Consider the following 16020-nt stretch of genomic DNA (forward strand, 5'->3'; position numbering starts at 1 on the left):
GGCAAAAGACGTGCCATATTTAACTTGGCACGTCTTTTGCTCTATCACTTGATAGATTATCGTAGGATTTTCTCGTTAATTGACATCGTTGAGCCATTTTTGCCTATCGGTTTCCAAATAACACTTCAAGTTGTAAGTGTTGTGAGAGCAATACAAAACATAGTTATTAACCATAAAAAGTATAGCGAAATTATGAAGAAAGTATTTAGGAAAATTCAGAAAGGAACAACAAAAATGATTGAACGTATCAAATCGTTGGGGGAAATGGAGACGAAGCAGAAATGTGTAGTTCAACGGTTCGAGATTATCATTCCCCTCCACCAAAAAATAACGACCCAATATATAGCCTCCGCAAGTTTTACTTGCGGATTTTTTAGTTATCGCAGATTGGACAAAGGTTTCTTTGCTACTTTCTTTGTCCGCCATCATGCTCACTGAAAGAAAGTAGGGCGGCTCTCGCCGCCCCGCCACTCAAAAGCGTGTGTAAAGTCCCGTCACCATCGTGAACATTTCCTCCAGCATATCAAAATAGATACCCTCGTGTACGGCAATGTCCTTTGTCTTGCACTCAAAGGTCTTTTTGCTGAACGTCCTGCGGTAGAAGCGCATATTGTAGAGGTCTGCCCCTTCGTCATAGATGATGTCAAGGCGGTTGGCACTTGTTTTGTTCCTTGCAAGGCTCATCCGTAAGCCGTTGCCCATATCTATGAAATCACGGCTACCTGTCATGGCGGTGAAGCGTTTTCCGCCTATCTGCTGTAATATCGTCTTGGCTATCATATCTTTTGTTTTTAGGGTTTTAAGTATTGGCGGTGCGGACACCGCCATCCCGTTCAAAATTCTCGCATTTCGGAAATGGGGGTCTGCCGTTGTAGCCACTCTTTCACACATTCCATATTGTACTCGCTCGTGATGACTGCCGTATGGCTGTCGGTGGCGGTGAAACGTGTGCTTTCGTAATCATCTATCCACCCCTTGAGGGTGTCCGTTCCCCACGCTCCGGTATCGTCAAAGATACCGTCCAATGCCGTGATAGGTTCGCTGAACTTGACTATCAGCGTTTGATAGGTCGTGTTCATAGTCTGTCCTCCTTTCCCTTCTTTGCGTTCAGCCACTTGTCCCGTGCGGCTCGGCACTCGTCCAACGTGGGTTTGACACAAGAGAACAATTCTCTGTCTATGGGGTGGCGGTAGTCGTACTGCACAAGTGTCCGCCTGCGTCTTCCGATACCCGATTGGAAACGCTCGTATTTCTCCGTACCTGCTTCCGCGCAGGTGCTTACTCCGTTGATGGTCATTCGTGTTGTCATAATGTTGCTTTTTAGATGGTTAAAAATGTACTGACAGAACTCTGTTCTTCATCACCATTTCGGGGTTGCTTGTGTAGCGTTGGTGCAGGTAGAAATGGTGTGAGCCGAAGCCGTAAAGGAAAAACTTGTCAAGTTCGTGCTTCTCGGCAAACTCCTTTACGCTCTTTCTCAATTCCCCCTCACTCGTTGTGAGAGTGAGGAGGTTCACAAATTCAAGGAACATCGTGGGGATTGCATCATCCCACACACAAATCATACTTTCAATTCTTACTTCCATATCAATGTTGTTTTAGGGGTTATGCTATGCCGCTTTCATCCGCTCACGGATAAGGTTGGCGTTCTTGTTCACAAGGTCTATGATGCGCTCGTGATATTCGGTGTCCTGGTTGTGCTTGCCGTGGCACTGCACCACTTCGAGGGTTCGCAAGTCCACCTCTACGGTTTCAATAATCTCATCGCCAATCCTTGCCGATAGTATGAGGGTGTCGGCTTTCTTGTAGTATCCACTGCCAAACACGCAGATGCCCTGCGTCTTGCCCTCGTTGTAATACTCGTCTATGCTTTCAAGCACCTTGACGATTATTTCCTCGTCCGTGATTACCAAGCCGAAGAATTTGGATTTGTTGGCGATGAAATCCTCCGCATCTTTCTTTCGTTGGAGTTGTCGCTGTTGCTCACGCTCACGCCTTTCAATCTCCCAACGGCGTTGCTCTGCGGCTCTTTCCTTCTCGTGTATGGCTTCAATTTTTCGGGTTGCGTTGTCGTGTGCCGCCATGAAATCTTCGGGACAGATGTTCTTCGGGTTACGGAGGTCTTGACCGAGTTTTTTGAGCATACGCAGATAGTCGCACCACATTGAGAGGTTGTCTATCTGATACTTGTGACGCTTGGCAATCAGATATGATGCCCAACATTCATCGGCAGTACGGGTATTGAAAAGAAAGTGTTTCATGACCTCAATCTCACCGCCTTTCATAAGGGTTTCAATTCTTGGGTCTGAAAGCAAGGCTTTGAAAAGACGCACGGGGGAGATGCCGTGGAAATCGCCCTTGAAGCCGTTACGTCTGAGTTGGGGCAATATCCTCATCTTTGGATATGCACAGCTTCTTGCCACCACATCATCGTATAGGCTGTTGTGCGGTCTTACCTCCATATCGCTGCCTAATGCCCACACATCGCAATAGCAGAAAAGGAAGCCACGGAGCAACGCCATGTCCGTAACCTTGCCGTCGGGTGAAATCCAACGCTGCACGACCTCGTGGCAGTAGAAACGCATCGGTTCGCCTTTCCTGCTCTCGCATCTGACCTGCGCCACGCGGATTACCTGATACCCTTTGCAGGTGGTTATCACGCTGAAATTCTGCGTTTCCTTGTAGATGCGTCTGCGTGTGTCCTGCACTTTGAGTTCGGCATGGCATTTGGGGCAGGTGCAGCCTTCAAGGGTGTCGCATAGTCCGCTGTCGCTGTGCCACTCGTGACCGCAGTCGGAACAGGTGATGTTCCCTTTCTTGGTGCGGTAGCCGATATGCTCAACGCAGTGGCGGTATGCCCAATCTATTTGTGTCGCTGATATGGGGCGAAGGTTGGCGGAAAGTCTTGCCACCTCTTTCTGTATCTTGGTCTTCGGTTTCATAAGCCTAAATCAAATAATGAGGGTTGGGGTTGGTTTTCTTTTCTCGCTGACGGTCTGTGGCGGTTCTGCAACTTGCGGAGTTCCTCCTCTTGGTATTTGCGGACAGCGTTCTGACGTGCCTCCGCCTTTTCCTCTGCCGTGAGTTTCACAACGTGGTTCACAACCACTTGGCAGTCCATCGGTTTGCCCACCTCTATCTCGTTTTCCTCATAGTAGTGGATGGCTTGCCCGAATATCTCTCCGTCCGTGAAACCGTTGCAACCGCTTTTCTGCACATAGTTCAGAATGTGGGTCACGCACTCGTCCATGTTCTTGGCAGGGTTGCGGTACTTCTTTGCAAATAGCGCATCTTCCTCCGCACGCTGTTCCAAGTACATATATATCGTTCTCTTGAAATGGTCTGTTCCTTTCATATCGCTGTCATTTTTAGATTATCTGTTTCAGTATCTCTCTCCAATAGGTCGGCTCTACCTCGCTGAGAAGGAAGTCCATGAAATCCCTCCGTGCGTCCTTGTTCAGTTCGTGGTACAATCTTCGGAAAGTTTCAAAATTGCCGTTGATGTACGTTTCCACCATATACACGAAGATGTTGTCCACCTCGTAATATCTGCACTGCTGCGCTGCCGTCTTGCTGTTTCTTTTTGCCATGTCGGTAAGGGTTAAAGGGTGAATAACCAAAGGATGAAGCCAAAGAAGGCAATGGTGGAAAGGATAGCCACGATTACACCTATCGCCACTCGGAACACTCCGTTTACAATCTCTCTGATGATGCCCCAAAGGATGCCGAACACCCCGAAGGCGGTGCGCATCATCAAGCCGCATATCGCCAACCCGATGTGTTGCGCCATTTGTCTGAAATTTGCCGTTGCCGTCATATCTTCGCTGTTTTTGATTTTTTTGTTTTTAATGCGGATTCAAGAGCTGAGGGAGTTGAGTTTCAAACTATCTTATCTGCCTCTCGTTTATCCGACATTTTTTTTATGCGTCTTTCTGTCGCATCGGTCGTTTTCGTTTCGGGTGCTTGAAAAGGTAGGGATTAGGGAATGCAAGGTTTTTCGGTCAAAATACTACCCGCAGGGCTGGAGATTTTTACCGAAAACAGGAGGCTTGACCTTGCTTTCCCGTCCAATCCCGGAATTACCTTTGCGCCCAGAACGAAAATGACTGACTGATGCGGCTTACTGAAAGGCGCAAAATGGAGGTAAACGAAAACAGAGGCAGATTGTGTAGAAAAAAACTTCAGGGGAAAATCCGTAAAAAAAAGAATCACCAAAAGGAAAAAGACATCACCGGAAGCGTGAAAAGGGCAAACCACAACAAAGGAAGTATGATTGTTTCCGATCCGACGGAACTTGTTCAGCCGGGTGGCAACAATCATTCTTCCCGGTTTGTCCGGCTGTGTGTGGGCGCCTGTTTCATTCATGGGGCAGGCTGACACACTCTGCATTCACTTTCCGCTTCCGGCAAAAGAGACAGCGAAAAAAGAAAAATCATTTGAAAACCCGTAAAAGCACCTCTTGGCATAGGCGCAAAAGAAAGGGGCATTGCTTCATCTGTCTAAACATCGTTTAGGCGTGAGGCAATGCCCTTTTCTCCAGCTATGCGGTAGTCGGCACACGTTTGTTCCAAACTCGTTTTGGGCAATGGTGTGCCGACGGACAATACCGCTTTTACGGAAAATTCTTATGAATGAGGGGATAAAAAACGGGAGTTTATATCAAAATCTCGAATTAAATAGCTACTTTTGCATACGAAGAGTTCTTTGAAGGTTACGCAACGCGCAGAAGGATAATGCAGTAGATAACTAACTAAATCGTAACCTATTACTATCAAGAGCAATTAACCTACGCTCATTTCCAATAAATTACACTCTTTTCGTAACTTCCTGCCGCAAAGTTACGTATATTATCGAAACATTGAACCACACACAGACATTAATTCCATTAAAAATGAGAGGTAGAACAATAAAACCGAACATAAACCTTTAGTTTTCTATAAATTTCCACTACATTTGCCAAGCAAAAAAGAAAGCATTGTCTTTGCACAATTATATGAAACTATACAGAGGATATATATTATATATAAGTATATGCTTAGGGATGCTTATCTCTCCCTTTTGCTGTGGCAACGCTGAAGCTAAAAACTTCGTTGTCGTTATAGACCCCGGACACGGCGGACACGATCCGGGTGCAGTGGGAAAAATTTCCAAAGAGAAGAATATCAATCTGAATGTCGCACTCAAACTTGGCAAACAAATCAAGAAGAACTGTCCCGACGTAAAAGTTATCTATACGCGAGACCGGGACATATTCATTCCTCTGGACCGACGCGCCGAAATTGCCAATAATGCCAAAGCAGACTTGTTCATCTCCATACATACCAATGCCTTGGCCAAAAACCGGACAGCTAAAGGAGCCTCCACCTGGACACTAGGTCTGGCAAAATCGGATGCCAACCTGGAAGTAGCCAAACGCGAGAATGCCGTTATCCTTTACGAAAGCGATTACAAGACACGGTATGCCGGCTTTAATCCCAACTCGGCAGAGTCTTACATCATCTTCGAATTCATGCAGGACAAATACATGTCACAGAGTGTGCATCTCGCATCCCTCGTACAAAAGCATTTCCGTCAAACCTGCAAACGTACGGACCGGGGCGTACACCAGGCAGGTTTTCTGGTGCTGAAAGCCAGTGCCATGCCAAGCATACTGGTAGAGCTCGGATTCATCTCCACACCGGAAGAGGAGCGATACCTTAATACTGAAACAGGCACTACCACACTTGCCAACGGTATCTTCCGCGCTTTCCTCACCTATAAGCGCGAGCAGGAAATCCGGTTGAACGGAAGCAGTAACACCATTCTTCCGGAAGATGTACCCGAGCCCGCTCAAAAAGAAGGTAGCGCAACCACAGCTATACCTGAAAAGAGAAATGCGACTCAAGCAGAGAGCAGCCAAGCTGCTCAACGTCCGCAAAGGTCAGAAAATGCAGCCATTTCCCAAACAGAGCAGAGTGGTATTGTGTTTAAGATACAGATACTCACATCTTCACGTCCTTTAGCCAAGAATGATAAAAGGCTGAAAGGGCTGAAAAACGTGGATTATTATAAAGAAGGCGGAATTTACAAATACACGTACAGTGCATCACCCGATTACAACAAGGTGTTACGCAGCAAACGTAGCATTACGGACAAATTCAAGGACGCATTCATCATAGCATTCAAGAATGGAGAAAAGATAAACATCAACACAGCCATCAACGAATTTAAAAAGAACAGGAATAAATAACAAAAGATACATCATGAAGTATATTACAAAAGAAGTTAGAATAGGAATAGCAGGTATAGCCGCACTTTGCATATTGGTATACGGCATCAACTACCTGAAAGGCATAAACATGTTCAAGCCCTCCAGCTATTTCTACGTGAAGTTCGAGAATGTCAATGGACTGACAAAATCCAGCCCCGTCTTTGCCGACGGCTTCCGCGTAGGTATTGTCCGCGATTTATACTACGATTATACCCAACCGGGCAAAGTTGTTGCCGAAATAGATGTCAATCCCGAGCTGCGTATTCCCAAAGGAAGTACGGCAGAACTGGCAGCCGAAATGCTTGGCGGTGTGAAAATGAACCTGCTGCTTGCCAATAACCCACGGGAGAAATACCAGATTGGAGACACAATCCCCGGCGTGCTGAACAACGGAATGATGGAAAAAGTTGCCACCATGATGCCGCAAGTAGAAAAGATGCTGCCCAAGCTGGATTCCATCCTCGCATCCTTAAATGTCATACTGGCCGACCCCGCCATCCCTACAACCCTGCATAATGTGCAAGATTTAACAGCAAGCATGGCCGCCACAAGCCGCCAGTTGCAAACTCTAATGAAGGATGATATTCCACAACTGACTGGCAAGCTCAATACGATTGGAGACAACTTTGCACTCATTTCCAACAATTTAAAGGAGATAGATTATGCTGCCGCCATGCAAAAGGTGGACGCAACTTTAAACAATGTAAAAATGGTTACAGACAAGTTGAACCAGAAAGACAATACCGTCGGACTTTTGCTAAACGACCCTTCGCTATATAATAATCTGAATGCCACAACTGCCAACGCGGCGAGTTTATTGGAGGACTTGAAATCGCATCCGAAACGATATGTCCATTTCTCCCTATTCGGCAAGAAAGACAAGTAAAAGACAAATGTTATATAGATTTTGTCTAAATAATAAGCCAATAAAGGAATTAAAAGAAAAGCCCTCATTTGCTCTATACAAGGAGTGAAAAAGGGCTTTTTCCTACTCCGGACATAGAAGGGAAACAAGAGATGCAAATCCAGATAAGACACTATATAACAAAGCATTAGAAAAATGCAATACACCTTATATAAGGAACACACCCACAGTAACCGATAAGTAGCTGAAAGTAAAGTCCTTATTACTTTCCCTAAAAACGCAAGAAAAAAAGAATTTGTTTTTCTCGAATAAGATTGCCAATTTTGCAATCGTAGAAGTTATGCTTAATTAATAAATGTATTTAGCCGTTATGAGTGAAATAAATCATGTCGGGCTGTGGAATCGCTGTCTTGAAATCATCAGAGACAATGTTCCGGAGCAGACATACAAAACATGGTTTCTTCCCATCATACCTTTAAAATATGAAGACAAAACGCTGGTCGTACAAGTGCCCAGCCAGTTCTTTTATGAGTTTTTGGAGGACAAATTTGTTGATTTGTTGCGCAAGACTCTCTATAAGGTCATTGGCGAGGGAACTAAATTGATGTACAACGTAATGGTAGACAAGAGCTCACGGAAAACCGTCGACTTGGAGTCTACACAGCGTACCATCATTCCACTGAAACAAGTGATGGACAAAAGGATTCCGCAAATTCCCGTCCCCGAACTTGACCCGCACCTCAACCCAGAATACAACTTCGAAACCTTCATCGAAGGTTACAGCAACAAGCTGTCACGCAGTGTTGCAGAAGCTGTCGCTCTCAATCCGGCTAAGACAATCTTCAATCCGCTGTTCCTATACGGAGCATCAGGTGTAGGCAAGACCCACCTTGCCAATGCCATCGGAACCAAAATCAAGGAACTATACCCGGAAAAAAGAGTGTTGTATGTATCTGCGCACCTATTCCAAGTGCAATACACCGATTCCGTACGTAACAACACGACTAACGACTTCATAAACTTCTACCAAACCATTGATATTCTAATCATTGACGATATTCAGGAATTTGCCGGCGTAACCAAGACTCAGAATACATTCTTCCATATCTTCAACCATCTGCATCAAAACGGCAAGCAGCTTATCCTTACCTCCGACCGTGCACCGGTATTGTTGCAAGGCATGGAAGAACGTCTGATTACGCGTTTCAAATGGGGAATGGTGGCTGAGCTGGAAAAACCTACCGTAGAGCTCCGCAAAAACATTCTTCGTAACAAGATACACCGTGACGGGCTGCAGTTCCCCCAAGAAGTGATTGACTATATTGCAGAGAACGTGGGAGACAGCGTACGTGACCTGGAGGGTATCGTTATTTCCATTATGGCGCATTCCACCATATACAATAAAGAAATAGACCTGGAACTGACGCAACGTATCGTCCGCAAAGTGGTGAACAGCGAAAGCAAGGCGGTGACTGTCGATGAAATCATCAACACCGTATGCAAGCATTTCGGATTGGAAACCGCCACCATCCACACAAAATCCAGAAAGCGGGAAGTAGTGCAAGCACGGCAAATAGCCATGTATTTAGCCAAAAACTATACAGACTTCTCTACTGCAAAAATCGGTGCGTTAATTGGGCATAAAGACCATGCCACCGTATTGCATGCATGCAAAACCATCAAGGAGCTGAAAGAGGTAGACAAATCATTCCGCGCGGAAATCGACGAGATTCAGTCTGCGCTGAAAAAGCAAAACTAAAAGAAAATACAATTTACCTGACAGAATAAAAGAGCAGGGCACTAAAAGCCCTGCTCTTTCATTACCTTCCAAAGATTCTCCGACATTGCCTCATTGTCTTTCTTTGTATAACGCACATCTGTAAAGACCTGCGCCAGCGTTTCCTTGTTGTTCTCCAAGACAAACTGCTTGTTTTCGGAAAGCGACTCCTTATAGGCATACAACCGGTCAATATCCTGAGAGGTATAATCGTGATAAAACTCCTCGTGCACAATAGCCTCCAGAGGCAAACGATCCACCTGTTCCGGCTGTTCGGCAGGCCATCCTACTGTGACTGTCGTGATAGGAAACACCAATTCCGGCAATTCCAATGCTTCGACAATCATCTGAGGGTTGTAAGTGGTAGTTCCCAGATAACAGATGCCCAGTCCCTTCTTCTCGGCAGCCACACAAAAAGTCTGTGCCACCAGCAAAGTATCGATAGCCCCCGTCACAAACCACTCAAAGTTGTTGTATCCCGGCTCAGCCTTACGCAGCTTACACCACTTGCTGAAACGGCGCAAATCTATGCAGAAAGTAAGCAATACCGGTGCCGTCCGAACCATCGGCTGATTGAAATGTGCAGGCGCCAGTTTGGCTTTACGCTCTGCATCACGCGTCACAATCACGCTATAAACCTGCATGTTTCCGACCGTAGAAGCCCGGAAAGAGGTTTCAAGCAAATCATTTAACAAATCAACAGAAATATCTTTCTGCTGATATTTTCGGATTGTTCTCCTTTGTTTCAAGCTTTCCATACTTTCTTTTTTTGCAAAGATAATGTAATCCATGAACAATCCACTCAAGAGTTCACACTTTTTTTATTGTCATATATCCTGAAGAAAAGCCATCTTTTCAACAAGAAATGAACAATTATCATCTTTATGGCAGACAAAATTAATCTCATGTTTGCCAAAACCAACAACCTTTCAGATTAATAAGCTGTTAATAAATTCCATTTTGGAAAACTTATCTATCCATTCAAAAAAAACAAAAATCTATAAACCAGCACATTAACACCTGGTCACAGAAAGCTGTTCATCGGTTAATAAAAACATTCATTTTAATTTTGCCAAGTTGAAAAACATTCATAGCTTTGCACTCACATTTGTTAACAAAAAGTACAACTTCTACAACTTTACTTTTTTGTTACTAATCCTAAGAGATACAACATTGTGGAAAAGAAAAATTATTCTTATGACGAAGCCTACGGAGAATCTTTAAAATACTTCCAAGGCGACGAATTGGCTGCCAGAGTTTGGGTAAACAAATATGCGGTCAAAGATTCTTTCGGAAATATTTACGAAAAGTCTCCGGAAGACATGCATTGGCGAATAGCCAATGAGGTAGCCCGCATTGAAGCCAAGTACCCCAATCCATTAAGTTCAGAGGAACTTTTCGGCTTGCTCGACCACTTCAAGTACATTGTTCCGCAAGGAAGCCCTATGACCGGAATCGGGAACAACTATCAGGTAGCCTCTCTGTCCAACTGCTTTGTCATCGGCGTGGACGGCGAAGCTGATTCTTATGGCGGCATCTTCAAGATAGACGAAGAACAAGTACAGCTGATGAAACGCCGTGGCGGTGTGGGACACGACTTATCCCATATCCGTCCGAAAGGTTCACCGGTAAAGAATTCGGCACTCACCTCTACCGGCTTGGTTCCCTTCATGGAACGCTATTCAAACTCTACACGCGAAGTAGCTCAGGATGGACGCCGCGGCGCACTGATGCTTAGCGTATCTATCCAACACCCCGACTCGGAAGCCTTCATCGATGCCAAAATGACCGAGGGCAAGGTGACCGGAGCCAACGTTTCCGTGAAACTGACCGACGATTTCATGCAGGCCGCCATCGAGGGCAAACCATATACACAGCAATATCCGATTGACGCCACAGAGCCGGTATTCCAAAAAGAGATTGACGCATCCGCATTATGGAAAAAGATTGTGCACAATGCGTGGAAATCGGCAGAACCCGGTGTGTTGTTCTGGGATACCATATTAAAGGAATCCGTGCCCGACTGCTATGCAGATTTGGGATACCGTACCGTATCCACCAATCCATGCGGCGAAATCCCACTGTGCCCGTACGACTCCTGCCGTCTGCTCGCCATCAACCTTTACTCATACGTGGTTAATCCGTTCAAGCCGGACGCCTACTTTGACTTTGAGCTATTCAAGAAGCATGTAACTTTGGCACAACGCATCATGGACGACATCATCGACCTTGAGCTGGAAAAGATAGAGCGTATCATGAGCAAGATAGATGCCGACCCTGAAAGCGAAGACGTGAAGCACACAGAACGCGTTTTGTGGCAGAAGATTTACAAGAAAAGCGCCCAAGGCCGCCGTACCGGTGTAGGTATCACAGCAGAAGGCGACATGCTTGCCGCTCTGGGACTGCGTTATGGTACTGAAGAGGCAACCGAGTTCTCGGAGAAAGTACACAAGACGGTGGCACTCAACGCCTATCGCTCGTCCATAGAAATGGCCAAAGAACGCGGTGCATTCGAGGTATACGATACAGAACGCGAAAAGAACAACCCGTTCATCAACCGCCTGCGCGAAGCCGATCCGGAAATGTACGAGGAGATGAAGAAGTACGGACGCCGCAACATTGCTTGTCTGACCATCGCCCCGACCGGCACCACCAGCCTGATGACTCAAACCACCTCCGGTATAGAGCCCGTATTCCTGCCCGTGTACAAGCGCCGCCGCAAAGTGAATCCCAACGATACGAACGTTCATGTGGACTTCATCGACGAAACCGGAGATGCCTTTGAAGAATATATCGTGTTCCACCCCAAGTTCGTGACTTGGATGGAAGCACAAGGGTACAATCCCACCAAACGCTACACACAAGCAGAAGTGGATGCCATGGTAGAGAAATCACCCTATTATAAAGCAACCTCCAACGACGTGGACTGGCTGATGAAAGTCAAGATGCAGGGACGTATCCAGAAATGGGTAGACCACTCCATCAGCGTAACCATCAACCTGCCGAACGACGTGGACGAAAACCTCGTGAACCGCTTGTATGTAGAAGCATGGAAATCAGGATGCAAGGGCTGCACTGTCTACCGTGACGGGTCACGTTCTGGTGTGCTCATCTCTACCAAGAGCAACAAAAAGTCCGAGTTTCCTCCGTGCAAACCGCCTACAATCGTTGAAACACGACCCAAAATATTGGATGCAGATGTTGTCCGCTTCCAGAACAACAAGGAGAAATGGGTGGCATTCGTCGGCTTGCTGGACAGTCATCCCTACGAGATATTCACCGGTGTGCTGGACGATGATGAAGGCATCATCCTGCCGAAGAATGTGGTGTCAGGCCACATCATCAAGAATGTGGATGAGCACGGAAACAAGCGTTACGACTTCCAGTTCGAGAACAAGCGCGGATACAAAGTCACCATCGAGGGTCTGTCCGAGAAGTTCAACAAGGAGTATTGGAACTATGCCAAACTGATTTCCGGTGTATTGCGCTATCGCATGCCTATCGAGCAAGTCATCAAGCTGGTAGGTTCACTGCAACTGGACCGCGAAAACATCAACACCTGGAAGAACGGTGTGGAACGTGCCCTGAAGAAATACGTTCAGGACGGTACGGAAGCCAAAGGCAAGAAATGCCCGAACTGCGGCAACGAGACACTAGTCTACCAGGAAGGTTGCCTCATCTGCACAACGTGCGGAACTTCCCGTTGCGGATAGCCCCACGGCAAGCACAAACGTTTGCATAGTAATTTAAATGAGTTAGATAACGGTAGCTGCATGATTGTGAAGAATAATTTCTATACTTGCATAATCATTGCAGCTATTGCTATTTCTAAATCTAATATAATATGACACTATTATTCAATATCGAGTATCGCACCAGCTGGGGTGAAGAGGTCAGAGTCTTGGGTTCCATCCCGGAACTTGGCAACAACCGACCCGATAAAGCCACCCCCTTGCATACCGTAGACGGCATCCACTGGACTGCAGAAGTGGATATTCAGATTCCCGGCAATGAAATCGTCGAGTACAGTTACCACATCTATCGAGACGGGAAAACCATACGGACGGAATGGAACAGCCTGCCGCGCATCCTGCATGTGGCAGACAATCCGAAGAAAGCCTACCGCATAGAAGATTGCTGGAAGAATCTGCCCGAACAGCAGTATTTTTATACATCCGCCTTCACTGAATCACTGCTGGCGCATCGCGAACGCGATACCGCCCCTAAAAGCTACAAGAAGGGCTTGCTGATAAAGGCGTATGCCCCCTGCATAGACGAAGACCATTGTCTGGCACTTTGCGGAAACCAGAAAGCACTGGGCAACTGGAACCCGAACAAAGCCGCCCTCATGAGCGACGCCGACTTCCCCGAATGGCAAGTGGAAGTGGATGCCGGCAAAATCAGCTTCCCACTGGAATACAAGTTCGTCCTTTACAATAAAAAAGAACACCGCGCCGTGGCTTGGGAAAACAACCCCAACCGCTACATGGCCGACCCGCAGATAGCCGCCAACGAAACGCTGGCCATCGGCGACCGTCATGTATATTTCGACCTTCCTGCATGGAAAGGTGCCGGAGTAGCCGTTCCCGTATTCTCCCTGCGCTCCGAGAAAAGTTTCGGCGTAGGCGATTTCGGTGACCTGAAGCGCATGATAGACTGGGCGGTCGCCACCAACCAGAAGGCGGTACAGATTCTGCCCATCAACGACACCACCATGACGCATACGTGGACAGACTCCTACCCTTACAGCAGCATCTCCATCTATGCCTTCCACCCCATGTACACCGACCTGAAGCAGTTGGGCAGCCTGAAGGACAAAAAGGCGATGGCCGAATTCGACAAACGCCGGAAAGAGCTAAACGCGCTGCCTGCCGTAGACTACGAGGCTGTGAACAAGGCAAAGTGGGAATATTTCCACCTCATCTTCAGGCAAGAAGGGGAAAAAGTACTGGCATCGGATGCTTTCCGCAACTTCTACGAAGCCAACAAAGAATGGCTGCAGCCGTATGCCGTCTTCAGCTACCTGCGTGACGCCTACAAGACCCCGAATTTCCGCGAGTGGCCCAAGTATGCCACCTACGATGCCAAAGAGATAGAGACATTGTGCCGGCCGGACTCCGCCGACTATCCGCACATAGCCATCTATTATTACATCCAGTTCAACCTGCACCTGCAACTGCTTGCCGCCACCGAGCATGCGCGCGCCAACGGCGTAGTGCTGAAAGGCGACATTCCCATCGGCATCAGCCGCAACAGTGTGGAAGCCTGGAAGGAACCCCACTACTTCAACCTGAACGGCCAGGCCGGCGCACCACCCGACGACTTCTCCGTGAACGGGCAGAACTGGGGCCTTCCCACCTACAACTGGGATGTCATGGAGAAAGACGGCTATGCCTGGTGGATGAAGCGTTTCCGCAAAATGTCGGAATACTTCGATGCCTACCGCATAGACCACATCCTCGGCTTCTTCCGCATCTGGGAGATACCGATGCACGCCGTACACGGCCTGTTGGGACAATTCGTCCCCGCCCTGCCCATGACGCGCGAGGAGATAGAGAGCTACGGGCTGGCATTCCGCGAAGACTTCTTCCTGAAGCCCTATATCCATGAGTACTTCCTCGGACAAATCTTCGGCCCGCATACAGACCATGTGAAGCAGACCTTCATAGAGCCGACAGACACGTGGGAGGTTTACCGCATGCGTCCCGAGTTCGACACCCAGCGCAAGGTGGAAGCCTACTTTGCCGGAAAGACGGACGATGACAGCATCTGGATTCGCGACGGGCTTTACGCCCTTATCAGCGATGTGCTGTTCGTGCCCGACCGCAACAATCCGCACGAATACCATCCGCGCATCGGCGTGCAGCACGACTACATCTACCGCGCACTGAACGACTGGGAGAAGGCCGCCTTCAACCGGCTGTATGACCAGTACTACTATCATCGCCACAACGACTTTTGGGGCCGGCAAGCCATGAAGAAACTGCCGCAACTCACGCAGTCCACGCGCATGCTGGTATGCGGTGAAGACTTGGGCATGATTCCCGACTGCGTGGCATGGGTGATGAACGACCTGCGTATCCTTTCTCTGGAGATACAACGCATGCCGAAAGACCCGCAACAAGAATTCGGACACCCCGACTGGTACCCCTACCGTTCAGTCTGCACCATCTCCACGCACGACATGTCTACCCTGCGCGGCTGGTGGGAAGAGGACTTCCAGCAGACACAACGTTACTACAACACCATGCTTGGGCACTATGGCACCGCACCGACAACGGCCACGCCGGAACTCTGCGAAGAAGTGGTTCGCAACCACCTCTGCAGCAACTCCATCCTCTGCATCCTCTCCCTGCAAGACTGGATGTCCATGGACGGCAAATGGCGTAACCCGAACGTGCAGGAAGAACGCATCAACATTCCTGCCAACCCGCGGCACTACTGGCGCTGGCGCATGCACCTGACACTGGAACAACTGATGAAGGCGGAAAGCCTGAACGAGAAAATCAGAAGCATGATAGAAAGTACCGGAAGATAACAAAGATTTGAGTAACTCAAAACATGAAGAAGCGGCGGAAAGCATAATGACTTTCCGCCGCTTCTTCATGTTCCATTATATGCTCCAAGAAACAATTCCTCCGCATTTTTGTGTCCTGCAGAATACAATTCACACAAAAAGCTACAACAATCGGATTCTGATTTGCCTGTCCCACAAAATATCAGTAAGTTTGCAGCAAACAATCTACAAGCAATGACCAGTTATATTTTTCTCGACAACCTCCGCTTCTTTGCCCATCATGGTGTGGCCCGGCAAGAGACTTTGGTGGGCAACGAGTTTACCGTGAGCCTTCGCCTGCAAGTCGACATCCGGCGTGCGGCAGAGACGGACGACGTAGCCGACACCGTGAGCTATGCAGATGTGCACGAGGCCGTGAAAGCAGAAATGGACATTCCTTCCCAACTGTTGGAACATGTATGCGGGCGAATCACGAACCGACTGTTCCGCGACTTCCCGCAGATAGAGGAAATAACCCTCAAGCTGGCAAAGCGCAATCCGCCGATGGGCGCGGACATAGAGACGGCAGGAGTGGAAATATGCCAACGCCGCGGAGAATGACACTTTGCAGA

General features: G+C 47.7%; 18 protein-coding genes. 8 read left to right on the forward strand and 10 right to left on the reverse strand.

Annotation, left to right across the window (positions count from 1 at the left end; genetic code table 11):
• Positions 1-48 precede the first annotated feature (48 nt).
• The gene (locus HU824_RS19975) at positions 49-438 is read left to right on the forward strand and encodes a hypothetical protein (protein WP_004291527.1); all 390 of its coding nucleotides are present in this window, start codon (positions 49-51) and stop codon (positions 436-438) included.
• Positions 439-471: 33 nt separating this feature from the next.
• On the opposite strand, the gene HU824_RS00130 is transcribed toward HU824_RS19975, so the two are convergent.
• From HU824_RS00130 to HU824_RS00170, 9 genes are all read right to left on the reverse strand, one after another.
• Positions 472-780, reverse strand: a complete 309-nt coding sequence (locus HU824_RS00130) for a hypothetical protein (RefSeq protein WP_004304290.1) — start codon at positions 778-780, stop codon at positions 472-474.
• Between the two features lie 53 nt (positions 781-833).
• Entirely contained in the window at positions 834-1136 is a 303-nt protein-coding gene (locus HU824_RS00135; protein WP_005783104.1) for a hypothetical protein, read from the reverse strand.
• Positions 1076-1309 carry a DUF3873 domain-containing protein gene (locus tag HU824_RS00140; RefSeq protein ID WP_004304291.1) on the reverse strand — a complete coding sequence of 78 codons (234 nt, stop codon included), beginning with the start codon at positions 1307-1309 and terminating at the stop codon, positions 1076-1078. The genes HU824_RS00135 and HU824_RS00140 overlap by 61 nt, the downstream gene beginning before the upstream one ends.
• A 19-nt stretch (positions 1310-1328) precedes the next feature.
• Positions 1329-1586 (reverse strand): hypothetical protein, encoded by a 258-nt coding sequence (locus tag HU824_RS00145; RefSeq protein WP_004291531.1) that lies wholly within the window; start codon positions 1584-1586, stop codon positions 1329-1331.
• Positions 1587-1610: 24 nt separating this feature from the next.
• A complete protein-coding gene (locus HU824_RS00150) occupies positions 1611-2942 on the reverse strand; it encodes a PcfJ domain-containing protein (protein ID WP_004291532.1) in 1332 nt (443 codons plus the stop codon).
• Positions 2939-3355, reverse strand: coding sequence for a PcfK-like family protein (locus HU824_RS00155; RefSeq protein ID WP_004291533.1), 417 nt, complete (start codon positions 3353-3355; stop codon positions 2939-2941). Before HU824_RS00155 ends, HU824_RS00150 begins: the two co-directional genes overlap by 4 nt.
• Positions 3356-3368: 13 nt before the next feature.
• A complete protein-coding gene (locus HU824_RS00160; protein WP_004291534.1) occupies positions 3369-3590 on the reverse strand; it encodes a hypothetical protein in 222 nt (73 codons plus the stop codon).
• Positions 3591-3601: 11 nt separating this feature from the next.
• A complete protein-coding gene (locus tag HU824_RS00165) occupies positions 3602-3817 on the reverse strand; it encodes a hypothetical protein (RefSeq protein WP_004291535.1) in 216 nt (71 codons plus the stop codon).
• Between the two features lie 161 nt (positions 3818-3978).
• Positions 3979-4389, reverse strand: coding sequence for a hypothetical protein (locus HU824_RS00170; RefSeq protein WP_004291538.1), 411 nt, complete (start codon positions 4387-4389; stop codon positions 3979-3981).
• A 106-nt stretch (positions 4390-4495) separates the two neighbouring features.
• Between HU824_RS00170 and HU824_RS19980 the strand changes: the two genes are divergently transcribed.
• The 4 genes from HU824_RS19980 (at position 4496) to dnaA (ending at position 8874) form a co-directional block, all read left to right on the forward strand.
• On the forward strand, positions 4496-4708 hold the full coding sequence (locus HU824_RS19980; RefSeq protein ID WP_007567577.1) for a hypothetical protein: 213 nt from the start codon (positions 4496-4498) through the stop codon (positions 4706-4708).
• A 285-nt stretch (positions 4709-4993) separates the two neighbouring features.
• The gene (locus tag HU824_RS00175) at positions 4994-6229 is read left to right on the forward strand and encodes an N-acetylmuramoyl-L-alanine amidase (protein WP_176467692.1); all 1236 of its coding nucleotides are present in this window, start codon (positions 4994-4996) and stop codon (positions 6227-6229) included.
• A gap of 13 nt (positions 6230-6242) precedes the next feature.
• Positions 6243-7136: an MlaD family protein gene (locus HU824_RS00180; RefSeq protein ID WP_176467693.1), complete on the forward strand. Its 894-nt coding sequence runs from the start codon at positions 6243-6245 to the stop codon at positions 7134-7136.
• A gap of 349 nt (positions 7137-7485) precedes the next feature.
• A complete protein-coding gene (dnaA, locus tag HU824_RS00185) occupies positions 7486-8874 on the forward strand; it encodes a chromosomal replication initiator protein DnaA (RefSeq protein ID WP_136009003.1) in 1389 nt (462 codons plus the stop codon).
• 41 nt (positions 8875-8915) lie between these two features.
• Here the strand turns inward: dnaA and HU824_RS00190 are convergent, their stop codons facing one another.
• Positions 8916-9650 (reverse strand): NADPH-dependent oxidoreductase, encoded by a 735-nt coding sequence (locus tag HU824_RS00190; RefSeq protein WP_176467694.1) that lies wholly within the window; start codon positions 9648-9650, stop codon positions 8916-8918.
• Positions 9651-10067: 417 nt separating this feature from the next.
• Between HU824_RS00190 and HU824_RS00195 the strand changes: the two genes are divergently transcribed.
• The 3 genes from HU824_RS00195 (at position 10068) to folB (ending at position 16009) form a co-directional block, all read left to right on the forward strand.
• Entirely contained in the window at positions 10068-12605 is a 2538-nt protein-coding gene (locus HU824_RS00195) for an adenosylcobalamin-dependent ribonucleoside-diphosphate reductase (protein WP_176467695.1), read from the forward strand.
• Positions 12606-12736: 131 nt separating this feature from the next.
• The gene (locus tag HU824_RS00200) at positions 12737-15430 is read left to right on the forward strand and encodes a 4-alpha-glucanotransferase (RefSeq protein ID WP_176467696.1); all 2694 of its coding nucleotides are present in this window, start codon (positions 12737-12739) and stop codon (positions 15428-15430) included.
• Positions 15431-15643: 213 nt separating this feature from the next.
• Positions 15644-16009, forward strand: coding sequence for a dihydroneopterin aldolase (gene folB / locus HU824_RS00205; protein WP_176467697.1), 366 nt, complete (start codon positions 15644-15646; stop codon positions 16007-16009).
• Positions 16010-16020 lie beyond the last annotated feature (11 nt).

Origin of the sequence: Bacteroides sp. L10-4 (genome assembly GCF_013373675.1) — a bacterium.
GTDB lineage: Bacteria > Bacteroidota > Bacteroidia > Bacteroidales > Bacteroidaceae > Bacteroides > Bacteroides muris.

Coding starts and splice junctions, on each gene's coding strand:
- HU824_RS00130 (WP_004304290.1), bottom strand. CDS start 780: ATGATAGCCAAGACGATATTACAGCAGATAGGCGGAAAACGCTTCACC.
- HU824_RS00140 (WP_004304291.1), bottom strand. CDS start 1,309: ATGACAACACGAATGACCATCAACGGAGTAAGCACCTGCGCGGAAGCA.
- HU824_RS00145 (WP_004291531.1), bottom strand. CDS start 1,586: ATGGAAGTAAGAATTGAAAGTATGATTTGTGTGTGGGATGATGCAATC.
- HU824_RS00150 (WP_004291532.1), bottom strand. CDS start 2,942: ATGAAACCGAAGACCAAGATACAGAAAGAGGTGGCAAGACTTTCCGCC.
- HU824_RS00155 (WP_004291533.1), bottom strand. CDS start 3,355: ATGAAAGGAACAGACCATTTCAAGAGAACGATATATATGTACTTGGAA.
- HU824_RS00160 (WP_004291534.1), bottom strand. CDS start 3,590: ATGGCAAAAAGAAACAGCAAGACGGCAGCGCAGCAGTGCAGATATTAC.
- HU824_RS00165 (WP_004291535.1), bottom strand. CDS start 3,817: ATGACGGCAACGGCAAATTTCAGACAAATGGCGCAACACATCGGGTTG.
- HU824_RS00170 (WP_004291538.1), bottom strand. CDS start 4,389: ATGCAGAGTGTGTCAGCCTGCCCCATGAATGAAACAGGCGCCCACACA.
- HU824_RS00175 (WP_176467692.1), top strand. CDS start 4,994: ATGAAACTATACAGAGGATATATATTATATATAAGTATATGCTTAGGG.
- HU824_RS00180 (WP_176467693.1), top strand. CDS start 6,243: ATGAAGTATATTACAAAAGAAGTTAGAATAGGAATAGCAGGTATAGCC.
- dnaA (WP_136009003.1), top strand. CDS start 7,486: ATGAGTGAAATAAATCATGTCGGGCTGTGGAATCGCTGTCTTGAAATC.
- HU824_RS00190 (WP_176467694.1), bottom strand. CDS start 9,650: ATGGAAAGCTTGAAACAAAGGAGAACAATCCGAAAATATCAGCAGAAA.
- HU824_RS00200 (WP_176467696.1), top strand. CDS start 12,737: ATGACACTATTATTCAATATCGAGTATCGCACCAGCTGGGGTGAAGAG.
- folB (WP_176467697.1), top strand. CDS start 15,644: ATGACCAGTTATATTTTTCTCGACAACCTCCGCTTCTTTGCCCATCAT.